The 18,153-nt window shown below is 49.4% G+C and carries 16 protein-coding genes and 1 tRNA gene; 11 read left to right on the forward strand and 6 right to left on the reverse strand.

What is annotated here, in order from left to right; all coding sequences use genetic code 11:
• The first annotated feature begins 100 nt into the window (after positions 1–100).
• A complete protein-coding gene (locus SYN6312_RS15555; RefSeq protein WP_015125857.1) occupies positions 101–1,078 on the forward strand; it encodes an RNA polymerase sigma factor, RpoD/SigA family in 978 nt (325 codons plus the stop codon).
• Between the two features lie 11 nt (positions 1,079–1,089).
• Entirely contained in the window at positions 1,090–1,599 is a 510-nt protein-coding gene (locus tag SYN6312_RS15560; protein ID WP_015125858.1) for a cupin domain-containing protein, read from the forward strand.
• Between the two features lie 45 nt (positions 1,600–1,644).
• On the opposite strand, the gene chlG is transcribed toward SYN6312_RS15560, so the two are convergent.
• Both chlG and SYN6312_RS15570 read right to left on the reverse strand, forming a co-directional pair.
• Positions 1,645–2,649, reverse strand: a complete 1,005-nt coding sequence (gene chlG, locus SYN6312_RS15565; RefSeq protein WP_015125859.1) for a chlorophyll synthase ChlG — start codon at positions 2,647–2,649, stop codon at positions 1,645–1,647.
• A 119-nt stretch (positions 2,650–2,768) separates the two neighbouring features.
• Complete coding sequence (locus SYN6312_RS15570; protein ID WP_015125860.1) at positions 2,769–3,620, reverse strand: DUF6671 family protein; 852 nt, start codon at positions 3,618–3,620, stop codon at positions 2,769–2,771.
• 195 nt (positions 3,621–3,815) lie between these two features.
• Between SYN6312_RS15570 and SYN6312_RS15575 the strand changes: the two genes are divergently transcribed.
• Positions 3,816–3,887: transfer RNA gene (locus SYN6312_RS15575), tRNA-Gly, on the forward strand.
• A 152-nt stretch (positions 3,888–4,039) separates the two neighbouring features.
• Positions 4,040–5,311 (forward strand): chloride channel protein, encoded by a 1,272-nt coding sequence (locus SYN6312_RS15580; protein ID WP_015125861.1) that lies wholly within the window; start codon positions 4,040–4,042, stop codon positions 5,309–5,311.
• Positions 5,312–5,329: 18 nt separating this feature from the next.
• On the opposite strand, the gene SYN6312_RS15585 is transcribed toward SYN6312_RS15580, so the two are convergent.
• On the reverse strand, positions 5,330–5,809 hold the full coding sequence (locus SYN6312_RS15585) for a type IV pilin-like G/H family protein (RefSeq protein WP_015125862.1): 480 nt from the start codon (positions 5,807–5,809) through the stop codon (positions 5,330–5,332).
• A 111-nt stretch (positions 5,810–5,920) separates the two neighbouring features.
• Between SYN6312_RS15585 and SYN6312_RS15590 the strand changes: the two genes are divergently transcribed.
• Entirely contained in the window at positions 5,921–7,099 is a 1,179-nt protein-coding gene (locus tag SYN6312_RS15590) for a hypothetical protein (RefSeq protein ID WP_015125863.1), read from the forward strand.
• Between the two features lie 100 nt (positions 7,100–7,199).
• A complete protein-coding gene (locus SYN6312_RS15595; protein WP_015125864.1) occupies positions 7,200–8,324 on the forward strand; it encodes a class I SAM-dependent RNA methyltransferase in 1,125 nt (374 codons plus the stop codon).
• Positions 8,325–8,365: 41 nt separating this feature from the next.
• Here SYN6312_RS15595 and SYN6312_RS15600 read toward each other — a convergent pair whose 3' ends face one another.
• A complete protein-coding gene (locus SYN6312_RS15600) occupies positions 8,366–8,677 on the reverse strand; it encodes a DUF2103 domain-containing protein (protein ID WP_015125865.1) in 312 nt (103 codons plus the stop codon).
• Positions 8,678–8,681: 4 nt separating this feature from the next.
• Positions 8,682–8,984 carry a DUF3082 domain-containing protein gene (locus tag SYN6312_RS15605; protein WP_015125866.1) on the reverse strand — a complete coding sequence of 101 codons (303 nt, stop codon included), beginning with the start codon at positions 8,982–8,984 and terminating at the stop codon, positions 8,682–8,684.
• 101 nt (positions 8,985–9,085) lie between these two features.
• Here SYN6312_RS15605 and SYN6312_RS15610 point away from each other — a divergent pair, with 101 nt between their 5' ends.
• Complete coding sequence (locus SYN6312_RS15610; protein WP_015125867.1) at positions 9,086–11,827, forward strand: SMC family ATPase; 2,742 nt, start codon at positions 9,086–9,088, stop codon at positions 11,825–11,827.
• Positions 11,828–11,862: 35 nt separating this feature from the next.
• On the opposite strand, the gene SYN6312_RS15615 is transcribed toward SYN6312_RS15610, so the two are convergent.
• Complete coding sequence (locus SYN6312_RS15615; protein WP_216594153.1) at positions 11,863–14,019, reverse strand: tetratricopeptide repeat protein; 2,157 nt, start codon at positions 14,017–14,019, stop codon at positions 11,863–11,865.
• A 423-nt stretch (positions 14,020–14,442) separates the two neighbouring features.
• Here SYN6312_RS15615 and SYN6312_RS15620 point away from each other — a divergent pair, with 423 nt between their 5' ends.
• From SYN6312_RS15620 to SYN6312_RS15635, 4 genes are all read left to right on the forward strand, one after another.
• Positions 14,443–16,071: a sodium:proton antiporter gene (locus tag SYN6312_RS15620; RefSeq protein ID WP_015125869.1), complete on the forward strand. Its 1,629-nt coding sequence runs from the start codon at positions 14,443–14,445 to the stop codon at positions 16,069–16,071.
• Positions 16,064–17,059 carry a tRNA epoxyqueuosine(34) reductase QueG gene (gene queG, locus SYN6312_RS15625; RefSeq protein WP_015125870.1) on the forward strand — a complete coding sequence of 332 codons (996 nt, stop codon included), beginning with the start codon at positions 16,064–16,066 and terminating at the stop codon, positions 17,057–17,059. Before SYN6312_RS15620 ends, queG begins: the two co-directional genes overlap by 8 nt.
• A 43-nt stretch (positions 17,060–17,102) precedes the next feature.
• Positions 17,103–17,279, forward strand: coding sequence for a Uma2 family endonuclease (locus tag SYN6312_RS20000; RefSeq protein ID WP_216594154.1), 177 nt, complete (start codon positions 17,103–17,105; stop codon positions 17,277–17,279).
• Positions 17,280–17,416: 137 nt separating this feature from the next.
• Complete coding sequence (locus tag SYN6312_RS15635) at positions 17,417–18,148, forward strand: segregation/condensation protein A (RefSeq protein ID WP_015125871.1); 732 nt, start codon at positions 17,417–17,419, stop codon at positions 18,146–18,148.
• Positions 18,149–18,153: the final 5 nt, after the last annotated feature.

Consider the following 18,153-nt stretch of genomic DNA (forward strand, 5'->3'; position numbering starts at 1 on the left):
TACACATATAAACTCATACTGACTTCGAGATAAATTGCCCCCCTGAGCTTGGCTTGCTCTCTAAAAGTTTTTTCCTTGTCCCTATACCCCCGGACTCCCTATGACAAAGACAACTAGCACCCCCCCCTCCTTACCGCTGAATACTGATATGGTGCGCACCTACCTCCATGAAATTGGCCGTGTGCCGTTGTTAACCCATGAGCAAGAAATCATCCTCGGCAAACAAGTCCAACAACTAATGCGGCTCCGAGATCTGGAAGAAACCCTGACGACCGAATTGGGGCGTGAACCTACCCTGGCAGAACTGGCCACCGTCGCGGAAATGCCCCCAGAGAAACTCAACTTGGCTTTACGCAAAGGGCAACGGGCCAAACAAAAAATGATTGAGGCTAACTTACGGTTGGTGGTTTCGGTGGCCAAAAAGTACCAGAAACGGAATCTGGAGCTTTTAGATCTAATTCAAGAAGGAACCCTTGGCCTGGAGCGGGGCGTGGAAAAATTTGATCCGACTCGGGGTTATAAGTTCTCAACCTATGCCTATTGGTGGATTCGCCAGGCCATTACGCGGGCCATTGCCCAACAAGCCCGAACGATTCGGCTACCGATTCACATCACCGAAAAGCTGAACAAGATCAAACGGACGCAGCGGGAATTGTCCCAAGGGTTAGGTCGCAGTGCCACCCCGGCCGAAATTGCCCAGGCCCTAGAGTTAGAACCGGCTCAAATTCGGGAATATCTAACCTTGTCACGGCAACCCATTTCCTTAGATCTCCGAGTTGGGGATAACCAAGACACTGAATTGGGAGAACTCTTGGAAGACGAAGGCCCCTCACCGGAGCAATTCACCGCCGGAGAAGCCCTCCGAGACGATATGCACCATTGGTTAGCGGAACTCTCACCCCAACAACGGCAGGTCTTAAGTTTGCGCTATGGCCTTTCCGATGGGCAGGAGCTTTCTTTGGCCAAGGTCGGGGAACAACTCAGCCTTAGTCGCGAACGGGTGCGCCAATTAGAACGGCAAGCTTTGGATCATCTGCGGCGGCGGCGGCATCAAATGCGGGAATACCTGGCCAGCTAGGGTTGGTGTTGATGTCTATCACGGCGGAAACGTGGATCACAGGCCTGGGCCTGGAACCCCATCCAGAAGGGGGCTATTTTCGGGAAACCTATCGCGCAACGGGGATTATTCCAGGCCAGGCCTTACCGCCTAATTTTGCTGGTGGAGATCGTAATTATGGAACCGCCATTTACTTCTTGCTCCAGTCGGGACAGTTTTCAGCCTTACACCGCATCCAAGCCGATGAAGTGTGGCATTTTTACGCGGGATCAGGATTAACCGTGGTGGTAATTTCCCCAGAAGGAGAGCGGACTGATTTACATTTAGGCGCGGATATAGATCAAGGGCAACAGTTCCAGGCCTGGGTTCCAGCGGGGGCTTGGTTTGGGGCCTATGTGAATGAACCGGAGAGTTATAGCTTGGTGGGTTGTACGGTTGCACCCGGATTTGATTTTCGCGATTTCGAGATGGGTGAGCGGAACAAATTACTAGCCGCATTTCCCCACCATCAAGACCTGATTACTTGCCTGACTCACCCCTAAGCCAATCGAAAATCTTGCTCAAGAGATAATTGATTGACTGGAGAATTACTGATGCCCTAAGGCCAAACCTACAACCAACATTCCCAAAACTAAAAAGGGTTGGGCACTGGCCTGGTATTTAACATCGTTCTTGAGGGGATCACGGAGGAAGTACATATCCTGAAAAGTAATTTGGGGAATAATCAGCAAGATCAAAATAACGGCATAGAGGTTTTGTTGAATACTGATCAGATAGCCCGCAATGCCAGCTTGAAAAATATCAATCATCAACACACAAATCCAAGCCGCAGTCCCAATCCCAAACATCACAGGCAAGGAGGCCAACCCTAGTTTCTGATCCCCTTCGACACTCTTAAAGTCATTGACAATCGCGATCCCCAGGCCAGCCAGACTATAAAACAAGGTCAAGACAATCAGGGTCGGGTTTAATTCCCCAAACAGAGCATGACCTGCCCACCAGGGTAAGGCAATGTAACTCGCACCTAAGGCATAATTTCCTAGCCAACCATTTTTCTTTAGTTTTAGGGGAGGGGCTGAGTAAATATAGGCTAAAAATCCCCCCAACAATGCCGTTAAGGTGACTGGAAATTGTCCATGACCTGCCCACACATCCAGCAAAACCGCCAAACTCAGACCCGCCACCACCAGGATAATAATTTGCGCTTTGACCTGCCCCAAAGAAATAGCCCCAGAGGGAATTGGGCGATAGGGTTCATTAATTGCGTCAATGTCGCGGTCGTAGTAGTCATTTAGGGTTTGGGTATAGCCGGCCATTAACGGCCCCGACAGGAGCATACAGGTAGCTGCTTTTAAGACATCCTCCACACTCCAGGTAAACCCACCGGAAGAGGCTGCTCCACAAACCACCCCCCAAATCAAGGGGATCCAGGTGATTGGCTTCATCAGTTGGAGGCGAATTTTCCAAAGGTTGGTTTCCCCGGCCTGGGCCCCTTTCATACCTAAAAGTTGACGGGCGGCCGCAGTCGGATCGTCTGAGGTCGAAGCCGGTGAGGGTTCAGGGGTAACGGGCGGGATTCCAGGTTCTGACATATTGGCGGATGGATGGGGGTGTGGGGGTAGTCCTTCCCATAATTTACATGGCGGATGCTCTATTGGGACGAGAAATTCCCCATCTTGGCCCAGATTTATCTATCACCCTCCCCTCATGCTTAGGGATTGCAATAGGGGCATTGTCCGGGATCCGCAACTTCCAGGCCCAATGGGTACAACCGGGACTCTTGAAAATGGCACTGTTGACAGCGATAAATCCCCACTCTTGGTAATGGAGTCGGTAAACTACACCAACTACAGGGCAGGCCGGGTTGAGTTTCTTTTAGGGTAAAACCAGGAAGTTCACAGCGCGGGCAAGGACTTTGAATGGCTGTTAAAAGATTTTGGGTGGCCTGGGCAATGACCTGCATTCGGGTGGGGTTAAACATGGCTCGCATATCTGTTTCCAGGTGAACCGTTCCAGTTTGGGAGTAGTTCAGAGCGTCTTGCAGGGTTGTCTCTAAAGCTTCCACAGTGGTGATTCCTTTCCAGATTGGATCGCCTGGTGCGGGCTGGGCCTGGGGCATCACAATTAGTCCGTGGGTAGGAAAGCCAACTTTTTCAGCAAAGGCCAAGGCGGACTCAAAGGTAGAAACCGACTGATGAGCAAAATTGGTGTCAACAGACCAAACTTCTCCGATTAATTCCAGATGATTAGCTCGATCAATCAGGATCACCAGTTCATGGTTGGCTGGCAGCATGGGCATCTGGGGATGGGGGCCAAAACTGCCTTCACTGGCTAGGGCTAAATCACCACCGGCCTGGCTAAGGGCTAATTCAGCTTTTTGGCGGGCTGTTGTCAGGGGAGACGATTGGCGCGGCTTTTCCCGACTAAAGGTTCCCAAGCAATCCGAGTCAAATTCCGGTGACACAGTAAGGGTGATCCCCGCCTCAGCTAAAATAGGCCCAATAACTTGTTCTTTCTGGTGTTTGGTTCCTAACACTGCAACCCGGCCAGCAAAAAAAGACATAAATCTCTGGGAGTTAAGAGCAACGATCTAGACCTAAACCCTTCTTTGTCAGGGATAGGCCTGTACTTAAGGATAAATCCAAGCTTTTGTGGACATCCGCCGATCAATTAAATCCATCCTCAATTATTCTTCCCTAAAGGTTGACAAAAGCGGCCCAAGTTTGAAATGATAAACGATGCTTAATCAATAGTTCATGCGGGTATAGCTCAGTGGTAGAGCGCAACCTTGCCAAGGTTGATGTCGCGCGTTCGAATCGCGTTACCCGCTTTATATCGCCAATCCTTTGATAGTATCTTTAGTTAAAAATTAGTCACTGTCTGCTTAGAACTCTAATCTTGGCCTCTTTAGTTGCTGGCAATAGGTATGTACCTGAGCTAGAAAGTCTGCTATTTCTAAAAGAAAACTTGGCGACTATCCCTATGACTGAGCAGTGCAAGGAACCAAAAGCCCTCCCTTATCCGAAATTATTGCTCTATGCAGCTGGGGTGGGCCTTGTCGGTGGATTCCTGGCAACTTTATTTTATTTAGCGATGAAACTGGGGTTCTCACTGTTATGGAATGAATTACCTGGGCGGGCGATTTTGCCAAACTGGGATCAACTTCGTTATCGAGTCTGGATCATTACCGGAATTGGCGGCTTACTGGTGGGACTAATTGTTAAATATTTGGGGGCGGCTGGGGGGCTAGCGGGGGCGGTCAAAGAACTTCATAAATATGGCAAATTAGATTACACAAAACTTCCGGGTACAGCATTGGCTTCTTGGCTATCTTTGACCGTCGGAAGTAGTGCTGGGCCAGAAAGTCCTCTAATTGACATTAATGGGGGGGTGGGGAGTTGGATTGCTGACCGCCTTAAACTATCTACTCGAGATGCCCGGATTCTCACCTTTTGTGGCATGGGTGCAGGCATGGGTGTCTTCTTCTCAGCCCCCTTGGGAGCAGCCCTCTTTGTTTTAGAAATTCCCCATCGGCGGGGCCTGGAGTTTTTTGAAGCAATTATTCCTACCTTAATGTCCGCTTTCATGGGTTTTGCCGTTTTTCGTTGTGCTACAGGTGTAACCTTTGGAGGCATTTACAGTTTTCCACCCTATGAACAATTGCGTCCTATAGACATTGGCTCGGCCGTACTTTTAGGCGTGGTTGGGGCTGGAGTTGGTTTACTATTTTTGGGAATTGATATTGTCGTCCAACGCTTGGTCTATCCGTTACGCAAGCGCCCTTTATTACTTATTACCTTAGGGGGATTAGCCTTTGGTCTGATTGCGATGGCTTTTCCGATTACCCTGTTCTATGGTGAGGCCCAAATCCAAGAAATTCTTGATACGGGGATGCGCTATAGTTCTTGGCTTTTGTTTTTAATTGCAATCATGAAGATGCTGGCCTTGAGCTTATCCCTACAGTCTGGGTTTAAGGGTGGAGTTGTCTTTCCAGTTTTTTTTGTCGGGGCCTGCGTGGGCATGGGGGTACATCAACTAATACCGGGAATTCCTCTGTCCGTAGCCCTAGTTTGCATGATGGCGGCGATTGGAGTGTCAATCGTAAATGCTCCCATGAGTATGATCATGATCTTGAGCACCATTTCCCACACCAGTATTACCCCCCTGATTACAACTGCAACTCTCACTAGTTTCATTCTGACTCAGGAGTTTTCTATTGTCCCGACTCAACAGTGCCGTCAAGATTTGAACTAGTAGGAGGGTTGCGCATCCCTAAGGACACTCATCAGGAACGGCACTACCACCACTAGTGGGGGAAACCTTTAGGACTGTGGCAGTGGTCGTTGCGAGAAGAGCCGATGTATTAGCATTAGCACAGCCTGTAAACGCTGAGAGACCAGCCTCCTTAGGAGTGACCTTATATTCTCCCAAAATAGATGTATTTTCCGTAATGGCAAAGAGGTACTGCGGGGTCTCGCTAGGGACATTAATTTCTAGTAGAGCCATACTTGGGGCAAAGGTTGCATTGCTTAAGCGGTAGGTTTGTTGAGCGCGGTTAACGGCTCCAATATTACTCTGGGCTTGACTTTCTTTGGCTCGGTTAGACATGGATAGCATGGAAGGTAAGGCAATGGCTGCTAAAATTCCGATAATAATTACCACTGTTAAGAGTTCAATCAAAGTAAAACCCGTCTCGGAATTTAAATAACTTCGCAATAGAATAGTTTTAAGCTGTAGATATGAAGATTTCATTCCTAAGTCCCCCGACGATGACTTTATAGTTCCCCATCGTTGCAATAAAATTTCACTATGCTCTCAGCTTGGTCTTGAACTCATTTCTGAGTAGGTGGGTAGGGATTTTTTGTGAAACTGTCTGAGCTACGTCACCAGGCCAGCAAAGGAGATTTAGGAGCAATTACCCTACTTTTGAACCAAGCCCTAAGTCACAAAGGAATTAAGGTTAGTCCAACTCTAAATTCGACCATTACTCCCCCTAGTCTCATCTTAACTCTCCAGGCAGACGTTCCCCCAGAGGCCAGTAGTAGCTTGACGTTGATTGGTCGAGAGTTGTTGGCCTGGCCGAACCTACCTATGAACACTTTGGTGATGCGGGCAATCCATCCAGGCCAGGCAGAGGAGATTTGGGATTATCACTGGGATTTAAGAGAGCCGGAAGCCTTAACCAATTTAGCCAAATCAGGCCAGCCCAGGCCCAAAATCTTGCCATCCCAATCATCATTGGTTCCCCAGGCCCAGTTAGACCCCCCACCGACTGCAGCAGTTGGGATCCCAATTCAACGGTTAGATGCCCAGGCCTGGAAAAGTATCGGCATTGGCGCAGTCTTGGCATTAATTCTGATTACTTTGCCATTTTTAACCGTTCTGTTTACTCCTTTAATTACCCTCGTTCATGAGCTAGGCCATGCCGCCTGTGGTTGGGTCTTTGGCTATCCGGCCATTCCATCCTTTGACTTTATCTATGGGGGTGGAATTACGATTCATGGGAGTCGCTGGTCATTGTTGCTCTGGGCTATTTATGGGGGGTTGGGGTATCTGGCCTGGTTGTATCGTCACAATCGCTTGACCCTGATTTGCCTGGGAATCTTTACGATGCTTTACACAGTGTCGGCCTTCAGTCCAATTCACCAAGCTCTGTTCGTGGCGATGGGACATGGCTTTGAATTGTTGTTTGCGGGCATTTTTTTATATCGAGCTTTGAGTGGCTTTGGCTGCCGATATCCCCTAGAGCGACCGCTGTATGCAATGGCTGGCCTCTTTATTATCTTCTATGATTTGCGATTTGCCTGGCGATTAATCTTTGATCCGATTGAGCAGGCCGTTTATCGAGAGGGAAAGGGTGGCTTGCTAGACCATGATTTTATCCGATTATCCCAAGAATTTTTTCAGGTTGATTTAGCCATTGTGGTGGGTTTATTTTGGTGGCTCGTTCTTTTAACACCCGTGTTTATTGTTTGGCTCTATCGTTACCGTCAATTAATGCGGTTTGCCTTTGTACGTCTTTTTTTAGTCAGATCTGATTGATAACGATTGTCGTTTCTAAATTTTTATCAGTCAAAATAGTCTGGGTGACGCTATACTAATCAGTCTCTAGTCAATCTTAAATGAGTCGAATGATCTTAACGTGAACGATTATTTTGCAACTGTAGCTCGGGGATTAGAAACCTTGGCCGCTCAGGAGTTGGAGCAATTAGGAGCCGACCATGTTCAACCTGGCTTCTGTGGGGTATCATTTACAGGAGATCGGAAGTTACTCTACCGGGTTAATATCTGGGCCAGAATTCCCTTCCGGATTTTGGTTAAACTCTATGAATTTCCCTGTCAAGATGCAGATGAACTTTTTCAGGGGATCCAAAAAATTGATTGGTCAGACTATCTCACGCCCGATTTGACCTTGGCTGTTAAGGCCACTGGCAAAAGTGCACGCCTGAACCATAGCCATTTCACCGCAATCCAGGCCAAGACCGCCATTGTCAAACAGCAGCAAGCTCACTTTAATGATCGCTCCGATGTGGATGCCAAATCACCGGATGTCCAGGTAAGTATCCATATTGAAGCGGATATTTGTACCGTTAGCCTCGATAGTTCCGGGGAAAGTTTGCATCGACGGGGCTATAGACCAGCAGTGGGAGCCGCACCCCTAAAAGAGTCTTTAGCCGCAGCCTTAATTCAACTGTCTGAATGGCAACCTGAGCAGATGTTTTATGATCCCTTGTGTGGTTCAGGAACCTTACCTTTGGAGGCCTGTCTCCGAGCCTTAAACATCGCCCCAGGCCTGTATCGGGAAAAATTTGCCTTTGAAACTTGGCTGGATGCTGACATTCCTCTATTAGAACGACTGATTCGTGAGGCAGAAGCAAGTCAAAAAGATCGTTTAGTCGCACCAATTTGGGGAAGTGATGAAGATCAAGCGGTGATTCACCAGGCCCAAGCCAATGCTACCCAAGCAGAAATTGCTAATTATGTTTATTTTTCTGTCACTGAACTAGAAGATGTCGCCCCGCCCATAGATAGTGGTGTTGTCTTTTGTAATCCGCCCTATGGTGAACGGTTGGGGCAAGATATTGATTTAGGCGCGTTTTATCAACGATTAGGCCATGTTCTTAAGTCCCGATTTAAGGGGTGGACGGCGTTTATCTTGAGTGGAAATAAAGAGTTATCTCAGTCCATTGGCTTAAAGTCGGCTCAACGCTTTGCGGTCTACAATGGAACAATCCCTTGTCAGTTACTAAAATATGAGTTGTATTGAGTGAAAGTGCTTCTAATTTTATTGGGTTGTGTAATTTCAAGCTATTTATGAATCACCTGTTGAATAGCTTGTTCTAATTGAACTTTTTCGAGGCTAGTAATCACAAACACCTCTTGGACAGACGTTCCTTTACGAGCGATTAGTTTGAATCCACCTAGAATGGGCACAGAAACCCTTAACGTTAATTGAGGTGAACGCCCTCCACCTGGGCTAATGACGGCGGGAGTCAGGGTGGTAATTCCATCCATGGTTGCTAATCGCTCTAGAGTGGCAATTAAACCTTCAATATGGGTGGAGTGGTTGAGGACAACTCGGCCTTTGGGAGGGGGAGGCTTTTTACGTCCGGGTGCCATTACCTTAATCCTGGGAATCTTGGGGGGAAATAGATTTTGGCTGCAACAAGAGTTGAATTCCCAGGCCAATCAATCCCAAGGCGGCTAGGGCAAATATCCCCGTGGCCATGGTTGAGAGACCTACCACTAGAGTGCGAATTGCCACCGAGAGACTTTGGGCAATTTGGCTTTGGGTATGCAAGGGATGGGTAGCAAAACTGGAGGCAATGGCCTGGGTGAGACGGTAAAGCAAAATACCCAACGTTCCAGCCACTAAGGCTCCAGTTAGACAGCGCAGGGGAGTCGTTGTTTCAGTCGGGCTGGCCATCACAAACCTGGGCAAAGGTTTCTAGCTTACAATAACTTACTATGAAAAGTATTCCTACCCTAGCATTCCCAGGCCAGTTTTAGGCTCATCCCTTGCCTCTAATGGAAATTACCTCAGTCGTTCTCAAAAATTTTAAGATTCACCAAGATCAACGCTTTGAGTTTCGGCCAGGAATCAATGCCATTTGTGGTGAAAACGGAGCCGGTAAAACCAGCATTATTGAAGCCGTGGCCTGGGTGTTGTTTGATTACAGTAGTTACAACAAGGCGGATCTAATTCGGAATGGAACGAAGAGTGCCCAGGCCTGGGTCAATTTTATTTCTAGCTATGACGAGCGGCCCTATCGGATTCAACGCTGTACCACCAAAGGCTATGAAATTTATGATCCACAACTGCAGCAAAACCTTGGCTTAAAAAATAGGGAGGATATTGCTCGCTGGCTTCGGCAACAATTGGGGATCACAGGGGATCTTGCCCTGAGCAACTTATTTTCGGAAATGATTGGCATTCCCCAAGGCACATTTACCGCTGACTTTTTGAAAAATCCAGAAGGACGTAAAAAAGTCTTTGACCCAATTTTACGAGTGGATGATTATAAAAATGCCTATCAAAAGGCTCTTGATCTCGAAAAGTATAGCCAGGCCCAGTTACAACGCAGCCAGCAACAGTTGGCCCTCTATGAACAACAATTAGCGGATTGGGACAGCCTCAAACAACAAGCCCAGGCCTTACAGGAAATAACGACTGCCCAAGAGCAGCAACTCACCCAATTGACCCAACATCGGCAAAGCCTAGAAAGCCAAGCTCAACAACTCCAAACCCAGGCCACACGTCTGCGAACCCTCACCCAAGACTATCAATATCTGCAACTAGAACTGGCTAATATCCAAACCCAACTCCAGCAGCAAAACGGCCAAGTTACCGCCGCCGAAGCCGCCCAACACCTCTGCAAAAAACACCTCCCGGCTTACCAGGCCTGCCTTGAACTGAGCGCAACCTTGCAAACCCTAGAGCAACAACTCCAAGACCGGCCCCAACTAGAACAACAAGCCCACCAGATCCAGGCCCAACAGCAGCAAGCCACCATCCAACTCAGCCAACTGGAACTACAACTCAGCCAACTCACGGCGGCCCAGACTCAAATTGCAGTGTTAGAACCGCTCCTGCCTCAGCAACAAACCCTAGAAGCTAACTTACAGGCCATTCAACTGGAACTCACCACACTCCAACAAGCCGAAGCGGACTACCAAGAACTATCAGCCACCCAGGCCAAAATCCAAAACACCTTAGCCACCTTAGACCAAGAAATTACCGCCTTAGAAGCCTTGAGAGTCATCGTGACTAGACTGCCTGAGCTTGAGGCCCATTCCCAACAACTCAACCAGCACCAACAAGAACGGAAACTGAGTCAAACGGTTCTGAATCAGTTAACCACCCTAGCTACCTTTGCCCAAACCCAACGGGTCGAACTGGAAGAGCTGAACACCACCGCCCAAGCCTATCTCCAGGCCTGGCCCGACTCATTACTGGGGAAAAGCATTGTTGAACAAGCTCTCAGCCAAGGCCTCAGCCAATTCCAAGACCTTGATCATCAACTCCAGGAACTCACCGGCGGATTTCGAGCCCAATCAGACTCTGCCAGCGTGGAAGATGCTTTAGCCCAGATTCAAGCCCAACTCCACACAGCCCGCCAAGCCCAACTCCAATTGGCCACTCTCCCCGGCAAACAAGAACAACAGTGCCATTATCAAGCCCAACTCGCCGCCCTGGACAACCAACTGCGAAAAATCCAAGCCCGTCTAGCCCAACTCCCCGACCTGGAAAGCCAAGCCCAAGTTTTAAGGGAAGAACTAGATGGCCTGGGAAACCCCCGCGCCCAAATCAAGCATCTGCAACAATCCTTAGGAGCAAAACCCCAATTAGAACAGGCCTACGAGCAGCAACAGGCCATGATTGCGGATTTTCAAGATCAATCTAACAAACTGGCCACTGCCCTAAACCGCTTAAACCAACTCGAACAACAACGACAAACCTATCAACAGCAGTATCAGCTCCATCAACCCGGCTCACAAATTTATTTACAGCACCTCAACCTGGCCCAACAGGTGACAGTCCTCCAAAGCCAACTCGAAGATATCCAGTCTCAGCAGACCCAACTATCTGAAAAGGCCGCCGTTTTGAACCAGGAACTAACCCAGGCCCAGGCCACCTATGATCCGACTGAACTGGACAGGATCACTCGTGAAATTAACCAGGCCGAGAGCCAAATCAATCAACTTTTAGGCAGCTTACCCCTGCAACAGACCCAGCTCACCCAACTGCAAACTGAACTAGCCGCCCGCTCTGCTATCTATGATCGTTGGCAAGAACAACAAACCGAGTCCGACCGCCAAATCCAGATTGATCAATTTATTCAAACCAGTCGGCAAATTTTTAATCAAAGTGGGCCGCGCATCACCCAATACTACATGAGCAGCATTGTCCAAGTGGCGGATCAGTTATTTCGAGAATTACTCAATCGCCCTGATGTCGCCCTGGCCTGGACAGAAGACTATGAAATTCGCGTCCAAGAAGAAGGACATTGGCGCGGCTTCAAGAGTTTATCCGGTGGGGAGCAAATGTGTGGGGCCCTGGCGATTCGCTTGGCTTTGCTGAAGGTTTTAGTGGAAATTGATATTGCCTTTTTTGATGAGCCAACAACCAATATGGATACCCAGCGCCGCTCTCAACTGGCAACGGCCTTAGGTAACCTGAGAAGTTTTCATCAACTCTTTGTGATTAGTCATGATGATGCCTTTGAGCAGATGACGGAAAATATTATTCGGGTCAGCCGTTCTAGTTAGTGAAGATTTGTGAATGGGTTAGCTCATCTGCGGCTTCAAGGAGCAATCAAAAAGGTGTAAAGACTAAACAATACTAATAATCCAAAAATCGCCGTAGCCCAATAGGGTGCGCGTCCCCAAAAGACCAGGCCTGGACTCCCCAAACAACGAGCCTGTTCAACATCAATCCAGGGAACTTCGCTACGCCGCCACCACCCCTGCACCTCAATTTGGCGATCTCCCCAGGCCCCAAACGGACTTCTCCACAGATGGCTGAATGGCCCCCACCACCCCAAAGCCCGCAGTTGCCAAAGCCCGACTTCTGTTTCTAGCCACAGCCCTTGGCCTAAGCCATGCTCTAAACCCCGCATCCGTAATAACCGCCCCGTCAACTTTAGCGGCACACTATCTAAGGGCAAAGCAATGGGGCTTTCAATCAGGGGTTTTAGTAACTGGGGATCAGTAACAGGCGTGGTAATTTCTGGATAATAGGCGTTAATCCGTAACAAAATTCCCAGGCCCAGCCCCAAACTTCCCCAACCCCAGAGCATGAGATTCAAATTGGCAAACCACCAAAACTTAATTCCAATTGCCCCGGTGCGTAAGGCAAACTCTCCCCCCCGCCACACCAAAATGGCTAGAAATAATCCCAGGAATAAGCCCCAAACTGGAGTTAACTGTCGCCAAAATTGCCGTTGTCCTGTCCAGGCTTGGGACTGCTCACCAAACTCAAATTGGGGTTTTAATTGCCACTTTTGGGCGTAGATACTCAGGGCCTGGAGCCGGATACCCAAAAAGCGATGAGAGTGAAACAAGCTAAACCAATCTTTAAGGGGATTTTGCCGCTCCCAGGCCGTCAGCTTGACCCAATCTCGCGACTGGGGTGGAAACTGGAGACTCCCATAGGTGATCGCCGCAGCGGCATGAACGGGAAAAACCAAGCTCAACGACTCAAATAGGGGTGAAACCTCTCTTGTCTGATACACCACCTCTGCCATGGCCTGACTGAGATGAATCAGGGCCTGGCTTAAGCCATTGGGATGGCCTGTAAAGGCGGCCGTCGCCCGATCTGTGAAGTAGAACCGAACCCGCGCGGCTGGAGCAATGATTTTTTCCAAAAGCCAGACCAGGCCATAGGCCAAGGCCGTTGTGACACAGCCGCAGCCATAAATAAGCCGATTTAAGAATATTAGCCCCGCATCAACTTGACGGTCTTGGTGCTGACGGTTAAGGCATTCCAAGCGGTGGGCAAAATAGTTCCCACATTGGGCAGTGGTTTGATAAAGCTCATAGATGAGTTGCCGCACAAAAACCATTGGCCCCAGCAACAGATTATAGCCTCGCCGGAGTTGGATGATTTCAGCACTGATGAGGATGGCAATTTCATCGGCGGCCAAAGCCGTTAGTAGCCCCTGACTGATCACCACCCAACGCCGCAAGTGTCCAAAACTAAAAATTAAGGGAACAGCAGTGGGTAAAAACCCTAGTTGCGGCTTCGGCTGAAACCCAGACCAGGCCCAGCGGCCCCAAAACTTGATACTTTCTGGGCTGTAGGTATTTAAGGTAATTAAATCCAATGGCTTGAGTGAGAACTTCCAACGCAGGAGTTGTACCCAGGCCCAGGGATAACCGACCCCAATCACTAGGGCCAAAACCCCCGTCAAAAACCAGGCCATAGCCCAGGCCCAGGCATCGAGACTATACCAAGCACTGAAAAAGTTGATGAGTGGCTGAACAATGATGATCCGATTCAACCAGGCCCCGCCCATCCACAAAACCCCTAAACAGGCCATCTGCGTCACCCAGAGTCGCCAGGGAGAAACTTGCCGCAACACTTGTCCAGAAATAGCCCGTTCCAAGATTGGGGTTGGAGCCAGAACTGTGGGAAGAGCTAGGGATTGGGAGAGTTCCGCTTTGCGCTGGAGAATCGGGCGGGCTTTTTCGACCCAATCGCGCACCTTGGCCTGGGGCAGTTCTGCCAAGTGATCACAGAGGGCCAAGGCCTGAGGAAATTCACCAACCGCCGCATAGGCCTGGATGAGATGGAGTTGCGCTGTCACCCCCCAAGACGTGGAGCCATATTGCTTTTTAATCGCTTCTAAGGCGGCAATGGCGATGGGATAATCCTGGCGATTGAGGGCCGCTAAGGCAGCAACTAAACGCGGCTCTAGTTGATAGTCATCGAGCATAGTCAGGGACGGAAGGTGATTCAATCTCCAGACTAGGCGATTCTCTCCCAGTTTTTCTGCTGCGGTCCCAGTTGGTGATCAATGTTTATCAGGTTTTCCCCAGTCAGGCTGAATTGGGCTGTGGACGCTGATGATGTGACGGGGGTAGTGGCACGTCCGAAAAATTCCTGAAAAAATGCCTAAAAATCAGAAAGGACATCGACGACTTTCCGTGTTTCGTCTCGATGCCCTGACTGGTTCGCTCCTCACATTAATAAATGTACCAGATAATCTCCATTCCGTCACATCTCTTCCTAAAGATTTACCAAACTGAATATGTCCTGATTGCATCCCCCGGTCTCGCGCCAGTAGGCTAAACCTATCCCAATATTTCCCGGCCCCGCCGCGGAACAGATCGGATCAAACCCCAGAGACTATAGACTTCAGAGTGTTCAGATATCCAATGCCATGATTCCTTTGCCGCTGCTGTCTAACTTAATGCCACCCCTGACGAGTCCGCCAGCCACGGGTATCGAATTGGTCAACATCTATGGCCTGGTACAAACCTTTATTATTTTGCTCTTGGTGGCAACTGGCGTGGCCTTGGTCAGTCGGCGGCTGGGCTTTCCCTATGTCATTGGTCTAGTGGTAGCTGGGCTATTGATTCCCAAACCAACCTTACCCAGCAACGTTGGCCTGAATCCTGAGTTGGTATTAAACCTCTTTTTACCGATTCTGATTTTTGAAGCGGCCCTGAATACCGATGCCAGTCGCTTGAAACGCAATTTACTCCCCATTGGCCTGTTGGCGGGGCCGGGAACCATTGTGGCGGCCCTAATTACCGGGGGTCTGTTTAAGGTTGCCTTTGACTGGCCTTGGATTCCAACCCTCGCCGCGGCGGTGATTTTAACCATTACCGATACGGTTTCTGTCATTGCGGCCTTTCGGGTTGTACCAGTCCCACCCCGCTTATCTACCATTGTGGAAGGGGAGAGTTTATTTAATGACGCGGTCGCTTTAGTCCTGTTAAGCCTGATTACAACAGTTCACGAACAAGGAACATTTACACCGCTTTTGGGGCTGAAGCAATTCCTGATTGCCTTTCCAGGGGGCATCCTCTTGGGCCTGGGCTTGGGGTATCTCTGCATCGGCCTGTTCCGGCAATTGGAAGATCCCCTGAGTAGCCTATTGTTGACCGTTGCTGTCGCATTGGGAACTTTTCAGGTGGGCACAGGGCTAGGGGTTTCTGGGGCGATTGCGGTAGTGACGGCTGGCCTGGTGATTGGCAACTGGGGCCTGGAGCATGAAAGCACGACGGCTCAATCGAAACTTACTCTCTTTAGCTTTTGGGAGTACGCAGCATTTGGGGTAAATACCTTTATCTTTCTCCTGTTGGGCATTGAAGTTGACCCCAAGTTTGTGATTGCGGCTGTGCCGATTGCCCTGCTGGTGATTGTCATGTATCAGATTGGGCGGGCGGCCGTGGTTTACCCATTTTTGTATGTGTTGCGCTGGTTTGATCGCCCGATCCCGATTCGTTGGCAGAATATTCTCATGATTGGGAATGTCAAAGGGTCATTATCAATGGCGATGGCCTTGAGTTTGCCCCGCTCAATGCCCTTTCGAACAGAAGTCATTACCTTAGTCTTTGGCACGGTGCTGGTTTCTTTGATTGCCCAAGGCCTGAGTTTACCTTGGTTTGTCCGTAAGATGAAGGTGGCCCAGCGGTCAGAATCTGGACTGCAAATCCAGACCCTGCAACTGAATTTAATGACAGCTAAGGCGGCCCAAAACCAACTCAAAGACTTACTCCAGGCCGGTGGGTTACCCCAACCTTTACACGATGATCTTTGGAACCAATACCAGGCCAAGATTTTAGCGGCTGAATCCGAACTCCAATCGATCTATAACGCTGACATCCAATTTCCGGATGATCTGGGTCAACGGCTCTATCAAAACCGACTCCAGCGGCAATTGATTTTGGCCCAAAAAAGTGCAGTGACCCATGGTTTAAGGCAGGGATTACTCTCCCAAGAAGTGGCTGAACCCTATTTACAGGAACTGAATCGCCAATTTATGGCCCTGAGTGATGACTAGCCCAAATTCTCAACCTGAGTCCATCACCTCTGCCACCGTGAAACACCAGGCCCAGGCCCTAGGTTTTCATCGAGTTGGGATCAGTAACGTAGCCCAAGCCGTAGAGAATCCTGATTCCCCCGTCACGCTTCAAAAACAACGCCTCCAGGCCTGGCTAGAACAGGGATATGCCGCCGACATGGCCTGGATGGGAAATCCTAAACGCCAAGATATTTTCCAGGTGATGCCAGGGGTGATATCCATTATTTCCCTAGGTTTAAACTACTACACCCCCCATCGCCATTCGGACAATCCCCAACAGGGCAAAATTTCCCGCTATGCCTGGGGGCGCGACTATCACCGAGTTTTAGGGAAACGCTTAAAGGCTCTCTGTCAGTGGTTAACCGCCCAAAACCCCCAAGTTGAAACCAAGTTTTATGTGGATACGGGGCCCATTTCCGACAAGGCCTGGGCTGAACAAGGGGGCCTGGGTTGGGTGGGTAAACACAGTAACCTCATTAGTCGGCAATATGGTTCTTGGTTGTTTCTCGGTGAAATTTTAACCAATCTTGACCTGGAACCCGATCAGCCCCACGGGAATTACTGCGGCAGTTGTACCCGTTGCCTAGAGGCTTGTCCCACCCAGGCCATTGTTAGTCCTTATACTGTTGATGCCAACCGCTGTATTGCTTACCACACCATTGAAAATCGCCAGGCCCAGTTACCAGAATTGATTTCCCAAAACTTACAGGGATGGGTGGCAGGCTGTGATATTTGCCAAGATGTATGTCCCTGGAACCAACGCTTTGCCCAGGCCACGGATATTCCTGATTTTGAGCCTCGCCCCGATCTATTAGCCCCTCCGTTAACGGAACTCGCCACCTTAACCGAGCCAGATTGGGAGCAGAAATTTACCGCCTCAGCCCTGCGCCGGATCAAGCCCGCCCAATGGAGACGTAATGCCCAGGCCAATTTGGATCGGCTCAATCCCCAACCGCAACAGGATTAAAATTTGCCCAGATAAGAACATCCCCAATCCAACCGAAGGGAACATGATTGCCACAACGCAACAAGTTTGGACATTTGAAAATGAGACCCGCCTGGCCTGGATGATCCACCCGGATGAACGCTATGTTTTGGTTTATCACGGCCCCGACCCCGATCAGTTTTTACGAATTGGGGATAGTTTAGACGGGGAGGAGGTTGGGCCTGGGATTTTTAATTTATAGCGGTAACATATACAACCTGTGCTCTTGCATAACTTCTCAAGTTTCTACGCTATGCTTAACGGATAACTGCCCTGCCGATAGTCAACAGCACCAGTTAACCCCTGTTAAACAACGGTTTCTACCTGGGTCAAAACTTTATGGCCACCTCCTTTGCCGATACAGCTATTGCGGTTTTAATTGACTTAGCTGAACGGGGAGAAATTGATCCCTGGGATGTACAAGTGGTGGATGTGTTTGACCGTTGTCTCCAAGAACTAGCCACCGGCCATTATCAAGATTTACACCACTCGGGACAGGCGTTTCTGTATGCCGCAATCCTGATTTTATTGAAGTCGGATAGTTTACTGGGCCTGGAGCAAGCGGAACCGACTTTGGATTTCGAGGAAGCCGCCGATGAACACTTGGTCTTGCCTGGTTTACCTGTGCAGTTAGAACGTCATCTCCAACGCCGGCCGGTGGCCCCACCCCCCCAACGTCGCCGTGTCACTTTAGCAGAATTAATTGACCATCTCAAAACCATGGCCGTTGAAGTTGAAAAACGGACGGTCAATCGGCCGCCACGTCCCACCCCAGTCCGCAGACGACCCAGCAATATTAAAGCCATTACCCAACTGGCCCACCAAGAAAATCTGACGGAAATGGCCCATGAGGTTGAAGCTCTCTTACAGAACCAAGGCCTGGGAGAGGAATGGTTAGATTTAGAAGCCCTACTGACCCTCAAAAATGATCGGGTGGGTGTATTTTGGGCCTTGTTATTTCTTTCTTCCCAATCCAAGGTTGAACTAGACCAGGCCGAGTTTTACCAAGACCTCCGGATCAGAATTTATCAAGCCGATTTACTCCCTAGCCCCGTAGTTGCCTCTGCCTAATCAGC

This window comes from Synechococcus sp. PCC 6312 (assembly GCF_000316685.1).
Lineage (GTDB): Bacteria > Cyanobacteriota > Cyanobacteriia > Thermosynechococcales > Thermosynechococcaceae > Pseudocalidococcus.